This is a genomic window from Alistipes sp. (assembly GCF_048465575.1).
Classification (GTDB): Bacteria; Bacteroidota; Bacteroidia; order Bacteroidales; family Rikenellaceae; genus Alistipes.
Genome location: NZ_DBFWLG010000022.1, coordinates 136,032 through 144,044 on the forward strand (window position 1 = coordinate 136,032; position 8,013 = coordinate 144,044).

General features: G+C 64.0%; 7 protein-coding genes. 4 read left to right on the top strand and 3 right to left on the bottom strand.

The features are described 5' to 3' along the window. Window positions 1-43 precede the first annotated feature (43 nt). From ACMQ11_RS07020 to ACMQ11_RS07030, 3 genes are read left to right on the top strand one after another with little or no spacing between them, the layout of a single operon-like run. On the top strand, window positions 44-1,045 hold the full coding sequence (locus ACMQ11_RS07020; RefSeq protein ID WP_418992049.1) for a M23 family metallopeptidase: 1,002 nt from the start codon (window positions 44-46) through the stop codon (window positions 1,043-1,045). 1 nt (window position 1,046) lies between these two features. Then, entirely contained in the window at window positions 1,047-1,997 is a 951-nt protein-coding gene (locus ACMQ11_RS07025) for a M23 family metallopeptidase (RefSeq protein WP_418992050.1), read from the top strand. A 16-nt stretch (window positions 1,998-2,013) separates the two neighbouring features. Continuing rightward, a complete protein-coding gene (locus ACMQ11_RS07030) occupies window positions 2,014-2,607 on the top strand; it encodes an HAD family hydrolase (protein WP_418992051.1) in 594 nt (197 codons plus the stop codon). On the opposite strand, the gene ACMQ11_RS07035 is transcribed toward ACMQ11_RS07030, so the two are convergent. Genes ACMQ11_RS07035 through ACMQ11_RS07045 form a run of 3 tightly spaced genes read right to left on the bottom strand, consistent with a single transcriptional unit; the run spans window position 2,602 to window position 6,761 of the window. Further along, the gene (locus tag ACMQ11_RS07035; protein WP_418992059.1) at window positions 2,602-3,168 is read right to left on the bottom strand and encodes a sugar O-acetyltransferase; all 567 of its coding nucleotides are present in this window, start codon (window positions 3,166-3,168) and stop codon (window positions 2,602-2,604) included. The genes ACMQ11_RS07030 and ACMQ11_RS07035 overlap by 6 nt on opposite strands. Beyond that, on the bottom strand, window positions 3,168-6,035 hold the full coding sequence (locus ACMQ11_RS07040) for a PD-(D/E)XK nuclease family protein (protein ID WP_418992052.1): 2,868 nt from the start codon (window positions 6,033-6,035) through the stop codon (window positions 3,168-3,170). The genes ACMQ11_RS07035 and ACMQ11_RS07040 overlap by 1 nt, the downstream gene beginning before the upstream one ends. Window positions 6,036-6,062: 27 nt before the next feature. Further along, window positions 6,063-6,761: a GIN domain-containing protein gene (locus ACMQ11_RS07045; protein WP_418992053.1), complete on the bottom strand. Its 699-nt coding sequence runs from the start codon at window positions 6,759-6,761 to the stop codon at window positions 6,063-6,065. 108 nt (window positions 6,762-6,869) lie between these two features. Between ACMQ11_RS07045 and ACMQ11_RS07050 the strand changes: the two genes are divergently transcribed. After that, window positions 6,870-8,013, top strand: a 1,144-nt coding sequence (locus ACMQ11_RS07050; RefSeq protein ID WP_418992054.1) for a UvrD-helicase domain-containing protein, incomplete at its 3' end; no start/stop codon positions are given.

Here is an 8,013-nt window from a genome sequence, read left to right on the forward strand (position 1 = left end):
TTTTAACCTAAATTTGCACCTATTATCCGGAGTTTTTTCGGGCATGACGCAAAATGGGCAGACATACTCTACCGCGACCCGCACGCACGCGGCGCAGGCGCTGACGCGCGAGGTCGTCGGGGCCACGTTCCGGCTGCGGACCTACCGCCTGCTGCGCAAGATTCTGGTGGGTTTCATCCTCGTGTCGATCGCCAACGTCCTCTTCTCCTATTTCTTCTACACGCCCAAAATGTACCGCATCAACCGCGACAACCGCGAGCTGGTGATCAAATACCGCATCCTTCAGGACCGCATCCGCACGGCCCAGCGGCGCGTGGACGAAATCCGCCACCGCGACAATTACGTCTACCGCTCGCTCTTTTCGACCGACACGCTCTCCGTGCCGGGCGTCTGGCAGCCCTACCCCGATACCAAGTACGCTTCGATGGCTCAGGACGACTACTCCTCGCTGATGGTTCCGACCTGGCGGCAGCTCGACGCCCTGGCGCGCACGATCTACCTCGAGTCGGTGTCGCTGGACGAGTTGCAGCTCCTTTCGAAGAACAAGGAGAAGCTCTCGGCGGCCGTGCCGGCCATCTGGCCCATCGACCGTTCGGCCCTGCATAACAACTACATCGGCGCATTCAACCCGCGCCGCATGCACCCCATCTACCACCGCATCATCGCCCACAAGGGCATCGACCTGGGCTGCGACCGCGGCACGGAGGTTTATGCCACGGGCGACGCCACAGTCCTGAAGACCGATATGGGGCAGGCGCGCAGGGGGTACGGGCAGCAGATTCTGCTCGACCACGAGTTCGGCTACCAGACCCGCTACGCCCACCTGAGCCGCATCCTGGTCCAGCCGGGCGAAAAGGTCGTGCGCGGGCAGGTGATCGGCCTGACGGGCAATACGGGCGGTTCGACGGCCCCGCACCTCCACTACGAGGTGATCCACAAGGGCACGCCCGTGAACCCCGTGCACTATTTCAACCGCAACATGTCGGCCGAGGAGTACGACAAGCTGATGGAGGAGATGCGCGAAACCAATTTCGAAACGCTCTGAGATGGCAACGAAAAAAGACCTCGAACGCCTGCGCCGCCGCAAACGCCGCCGACAGCGGATCATCCGCCTGACGGTCCATTTCTTCGTCTGGGCGGGTGTGGCGGTGCTCTACTACCTCGGGTTTTCGCTCTTCTTCGACACCCCCGTGGAGTACGGCATGAAGCACTCGACCGACCGTCTGCGCCGCGAATACGAAGCGCTCACGGAGCGTTACGACTCGCTCACGGTGGTGCTCGAAAACCTCTCGGAGAGGGACCGCAACGTCTTCCGCATCCTGTTCGAGTCGGACCCCTACGATTTCGATTCGGAGTTCGAACGCCGCAAGGGCGCCACCTACGAAGCGGTCGTGGGCCGTTCGACGCGCCAGCTCAAACGCGAGCTGCGCGAGCGGGTCATCCGGCTCGAGGACCGGCTTGCGACGCTGAACGACACCTACCTCGCTCTCCAGGCGCGCATCGACTCCGCGGGCCGCGCGTGCGACAACATCCCCGCCATCCAGCCCGTCATCAACAAGCAGCTCACGCTGCTCACGGCCTCCTACGGCATGCGCATCCACCCATTTTATAAGACGCTCCAGTCGCACCAGGGCGTCGACTACACCATCCCCGAGGGTTCGCGCGTCTTCGCCACGGCCGACGGCACGGTGCGCGACGTCTCGCTGCGAAACTCGACACACGGCCAGACCGTCGTGATCGACCACGGCAACGGCTACGAGACACAATACAGCCACCTCGGAAAGATCGGAGTCCGCCGGGGGCAGCGCGTGCGGCGCGGAGACATCATCGCGCTGTCGGGCGACACGGGGCTTTCGCTGGCGCCCCACCTCCACTACGAGGTGCGCATGAACGGCATCCGCGTCGACCCCGTACATTACTTTTTCATGGAGCTCTCGCCTACCGAGTACCAGCGGCTGATGCGCATCGCCCAGTCGGGCATGCAGTCGTTCGACTGACACAGGGCCATCGAAAATGAACGATACCCGCATACGCCTTTTGCTGCTCGATTTCGACGGTACGCTCTGCGACACGCGGCGCGCCAACACGCTCGCCTACGTGGCGGCGCTGGCCGAGGCGGGTTGCACGCTCTCGGAGGAGGAGTATGCGTCCCGCTATTTCGGCATGCGCTGCGACGAGTTCCTCACGCGTTTCGGGATTGCCGATCCTGTGGAGCGCGAACGGCTGCGGCTGCGCAAGATCGCGCTCTACCCCGCGTTTTTCGACACCGTGCGGCTCAACCGGCCGCTCTGGGAGTTCTGCCGGCAGTTCCGCTCGGGCGGCGGTCGCGTGTGGATCGTCTCGACGGGCAGCCAGGCCAATATCGATAACGTGATGCGCCACCTGGGTCTCGGCGGCCCGGGCGAGGAGACGGCTGCGGAGGGGTGCGTGGACGGCATCCTCTCGGGCGCCGACATCGAGCGTCCCAAACCGGCTCCCGACTGTTTCCGGGAGGTCATGCGCCGCGAGGGCTGTTCGCCGTGCGAAACGCTGATCTTCGAAGATTCCGCGATCGGACTCGAAGCCGCCCGCCGCAGCGGAGCGCCCTATATCGCCGTGAAATTATAGCTTTCGCAGAATCCGGCAGGGATTGCCCGCAGCCACAACGCCCGCGGGAAGCGAGCGCGTTACGACGCTGCCGGCTCCGACGGTCGTGCCGTCGCCGATCGTAACGCCGGGCAGGACGACGCTCCGCCCGCCGATCCAGACGTTGCGGCCGATCGTCACGGGCGCCGTCTGCGACCGCCACATGGCCCCGCCTGAAAGCCTCGCCGCCGGGTCGGTCGGATGGAAAACGGTGTAGATATGGACCCCCGGGCCGATGCCCGAATGATCGCCGACGGTGATGCGGTTGCAGTCGAGGAACACGCAGTCCATGTTGATCTCGACGCAGCGGCCCAGGTGGATGTTCTCGCCGTAATCGACGAAGAACGGGGCGGCGATCCACACCCCGTCGCCGCGCGCCCCGAGCAGGCGGTCGAGCAGCTCCGCCAGGCGGGCCCCATCGGTCGAGGGCGCAGCGTTGTAGGCGGCCTGCAACCGCTTGGCCTCGTGCCAGCGCGCCAGCAATTCGGGGTCCGTACAGTCGTAGGGCTCCCCCGCGAGCATCTTCTCTTTTTCCGAACGTATCATCGCTTGCATATCGCATTGAAATCGCAAAACTTGCAGGTGTCCGCATCCGCGCACTGCCTGAAAGGGGTCGCCGGATCGTAGATTTCGGCCAGCGTCTCGCGCAGGAGCTCCTCGAACTGCCCGGCATAGCGCGTGTAGGGCGCACCGCGCAGGCCCAGCTGCTTGTCGTCCAAGAGGGGCGAATAGTCGTCGCGGTGCATCTGGCGCACGTAGTAGAGCGCCGGCTGCACGTCGCAGCCGCGCGTATGGTGGAGCATCATCGCATAGAGGAGCGTTTGCAGGATATTCGAAAGCCGCTGCCGGCCCTCCCCCCTAAAGAGGCTCTCCACCCCGTCGAACTCCAGATGCGGCGCGCCCGTCTTGTAGTCCACCACCCGCAACGTACCCTCTTCCAGCGCGTCGATGCGGTCGGCAATGCCCGCGAATTTCATCCGCAGCTCCCGCTCCCCGGCCCGGAATGCGAACGGATAGGCCACCTCGGCTTCCAGCCCGCGGACGACGAAATCGTCGTGCGCGGCGTCGTAGGGCATCACGCCTCCCCGCAGGTAGCGGATCACAATATCTTTGACCAGCAGCAGGTTACCCGTGTAATCCGCCACAGTAGCTTTGGCGTCGCGCAGGTAGTGGGCATTGATGGCCTCCTCGACCGCCGCCGCGACCTCGCCCGTGCGGATCATCGCGCGCAGGGTTTCGCCCGGCCGCTGCTCGTCCCGGATGCGGGCGTAGAGCGTCTGCACGGCGGCGTGCAGAATCGTACCGAACATGGGAGCGTCGACCTCCTCGGCAATTTCATCGTCCACCGCCAAGCGTGCCACGGAGTGAAAGTAGAAGCGCAGCGGGCAGGCCACATACCGGAAAAAAGCCGTCGGCGAGAGGGTTGCCTTCGATTCGGGATCGGTGAAACGCCCAAGCCGCCGCATGATCGCCGTGTCCTTCGGTACGGCGATCGGGGCCGTGCGGGCCAGGTTGACGTCCACACCCACCTCTACCTTGCGGACGGGGATGCCACTCTCGTAATCGAGCTGGTAGATGTAGCGGCTCGGCTCGCCTGTCGTCTTTTCGTCTGCATGCGAGCAGTAGAGCATGTGCACGGTCCGCGCACGCTGAAGGAGCCGGTAGAAATAGTAGGCGTAGACCCCCTCGTGGTGCTCGGGCGTGGGCAGCGCATAGGCCGCGCGCAGGTTGTAGGGGATGAACGACGCGCCGGCCATGTGGTTGCCGGGAAAGTTGTCGTCGTTCATCGAGAGGAGGAGGACGTGCTCGAAATCGAGGTTGCGCGTTTCGAGGATACCCATGATCTGAATCCCCTCCAGCGGCTCGCCCTCGAACGGGATGCGGAGCGTTTGCAGGTGGCGTCTCAAGAGCGACGCGTAGACCTCCGTCGTAAGCTCCAGATCGCACTCGTCGAGCGAGTTGCGCAGTTTGTTGACATGCTCGGCCACCACCGCCAGAAACTCCACCCGCTGCCGGGCATCGTCCCCTTCGCAGGGCTGGCGGGCCACCGCCGAAACCACATCCAGAAGCCAGTCCGACAGGTCGCGCCACTCCCCTGCCGCAGTGAATATCTTTTGCAACAACGTATTGCGCCCAAGCCACGCGGCATCGACCGAGATGCGCCGCTCGCGGACGATCTCCTCGTGCATTCCGCGCGTCAGCTCCTCGTCGCACTCGGCAACGTAGGGGTGGGACAGAATGCCCGTCGCATCGGCGTGGTAAAACGTATATCCAGCGCCCCTGGTACGGCGGTGGGCCTGCAACTCCAGGAGTCGCTCGACGAAGGTGTAGGCCAGGCTGGCCCGCAGCGGGAACCCCATCGTCACGTTCACCCGACCGATCTCGGGCGGCAGGGCGTAGAGAAGCGGCAGCAGCAGGTTCTCGTCCGTGAGCACCACTGCGGTCTCCTTGCCAAGCACGGCCAGCGGATCGCCCGTTTCGCGCCGGCGCGCTTCGAGCAGTTCCGAGAGAATCCGGGCGGCATACTTGCACTGGACGGCATTCGACACCGCGGCCACCGACGTGAGTTCCTTGGGCCGGGCCATGTTGTCCACCGAAAGTGCGGCACGAGGCGGGAACTCCGCCACGTTGGTCCGCACGAACATGCCCGCCTCCTGCTCCGGGGAGTCCTTATAGTAGGTGTCGTAATCCCAGTAGAAATCGGTCTCTGCGGCGGTCGAGAGGAACCGGAACAGACGCTTCTCGCACTCCGACAGAGCGTTGAAGCCCGCCACGACGAACCGGCGGGGTCGCTCGAACGCAAATCCGCCCGCGCGGATGCGCTCGGCGGCGGCGCGCTGCACCATGCCGTTGTAGGCGATGCCGAGCCCGGCCAGCCGCTCGCGGAACTTGCGGTAGACGGGCCCCAGGGTTCGCCAGATGGCCAGAAAGCGCCGCTTCTCCTCCGACAGGTCGGCTTCGGCGCCCAGCGACGACCAGAACGCCAGGATTTGCAGCTGGGCGGGCGTGAGGTAGGATATGTCGGCCTCGATCTCCTTGATCTGCTCGATGTTGCGGAACAACTGCGAGGCGTCGATCAGGTATTTGTCGATGGTATCGAAATCCGTGAGGAGCATTTCGCCCCAGAAATAGAACTTGTCGAACGGCTCGGCGTGGTACTCGGAGTAGACTTTGTAGAGTTCGGTGATGAGCCGCACGCGGTCGCCGACCCTTAGGCCCGAAATCTCGGTCATCAGCTCGTCGATGGTCCGCCATTCGGGCTGCCACATGGGGCGCCCGGCGATGCGCGTCAGGGCGTCGGTGAAGAAGAGCCGCGCACGGCGCGAGGCGAAGAGCACCTCCCGACGGGAGAGCTGCTCGCCGTAGCGGTCGTACAGGTCGCGGGCGACCTCTTCCAGAAATCCGATCATACAGGGCAGGCAGGGGTGCTGTGCAGGTTACTCAAGCGGTTTGACATCTCCTGCCATGAAGCGCTCCTCGATGCGCAGGATCGGCGGATTGCCCTTGTAGCGGATCGTGCCGCCTGTGGTGGTGCGGGCCTCCAGCCGGTCGGTTACGTCGAGCAGGGCCTCGCCCTTGCTCTGGGCATAGACGCGGGCCGACAGGCACTCGGCACCCACGGCGTCGAAGCGGCCCGAGGAGAGCGTGAGTGTCAGGTAGCGCACCGTGCCCGTGATGGTTACCACGCTTTGATCCGAAACCACGGCCCGCAGGTCCGGCACGTTCATCGCGGCGGTGAACTTGCCGCCGTCGCTTACGGTCAGGTCGAGCATGGGCATGTCGAGCACACCCTCGAACGTGGCCGCAGCGCGCATTATGTCAATGTTTTTCAAATCGTTGTAGCGTACCGTGACGCTCGTGCGCTCGGGGCGGCGCGCGTCGGGCCGCTCGCGGATCACGAGCACCTTGTCCCGCACCTCGGCGCGGAATTTGGTGGTGTAGGAGCCTTTGGTGTCGTATACGATCTTGGGAGCCTCCGTATCGGGGACCCGGACAAAGGTAATGTCCAGCGGTCCGTCCACTTTCACCGCCGTGAACGACGGCAGCCACTCGCTCTTGGGCGCTGCGGCTGGCTCCCCGGCGCGTCCGAGTGCGGCCAGGGCCACCATCACGACGCTCAGAATCATTTTCTTCATGCTGCTTCGGTTTGTTTGTGCGTGGCTAAATTACAAAATTATTGCGAATCGAACCTTGTCGTTCCCGATTTGTTTTGTACTTTTATCCCGATAAAGACCAAAAGAACAGTGCGGGCGAAGATTCTCAATGCGAGTGCCGGATCGGGCAAGACCTACCAGTTGGCGTACAAATACGTGCGCGACGTGGTGGAGCAGCCCGCCATCTACCGCAACATCCTGGCCGTGACCTTTACGAACAAGGCCACCGAGGAGATGAAATCGCGCATTCTGCGGGAGATCCATCTCCTGGCCTCGGGAGCCGAAAGCTCCTACCTTGCCAACCTTTGCCGCGAACTTGCGCTCGACGCCCCGACCGTCCGCAAGCGGGCGCGGGAGGTGCGCTCGAAGATTCTGCACGACTATTCGCGCTTCACGGTGCTCACGATCGACACCTTTTTCCAGCGCATCCTGCGGGCTTTCATCAAGGAGCTGGGCATCGACCTCGACTACAACGTCGAGATCGAGACCGCCTCGGTGCTCGCCAGGAGCGCCGACTCGCTGATCGAACAGATCACCACCGACCGCGACCTGCTGCGCTGGCTCACGGAGTTCGTCGAGGAGCGCATCGACGAGGGCCGCAAGTGGGACGTGCGGGAGGGCATCCTCTCGCTCGGGGGCGAACTCTTCAAGGAGAAGAACCGGCAGACACTCTCCCTCGGCCGCTCGCGCGAGGAGCTCAAGCGCATCGTCGGCCGCGCGGCGGCCCATGCGCAGGCCACGAAGCAGGAGCTGCGCGACACGGCCGCGCGGGCCGTTGGGATTCTCGCCGAAGCGGGCGTCACGCCGGCCGATTTCACGGGCAAGAGCCGCAGTTTCGCCAACTATTTCCTCTCCATCGCCGCCGGCGAGGTGAAACCCTACGGCGCCACGGTGGCCAAAATGAGCCTTACGACCGAGGGATGGTGCCCCAAGGGATCGCCCGCCGGAAAGCTCGTCGCCGAACTGCAACCCCTGCTGCGGAAGATGTGCGACCTCTACGACCGCAACGTCCGCCACTGGAACACGTGCGACCTGATGCGCGAAAACTACCGCAGTTTCGCCCTGCTGACCGACCTTTACGCCAAGGTGCAGGAGTTGTGCGACGCGCAGAACACGATGCTGCTCTCCGAAACCAAATACATCCTCTCGGAGTTCATCGGCCACAACGACGCGCCGTTCATCTACGAGAAGGTCGGCAACCGCTTCGAGCGCTTCATGATCGACGAGTTCCAGG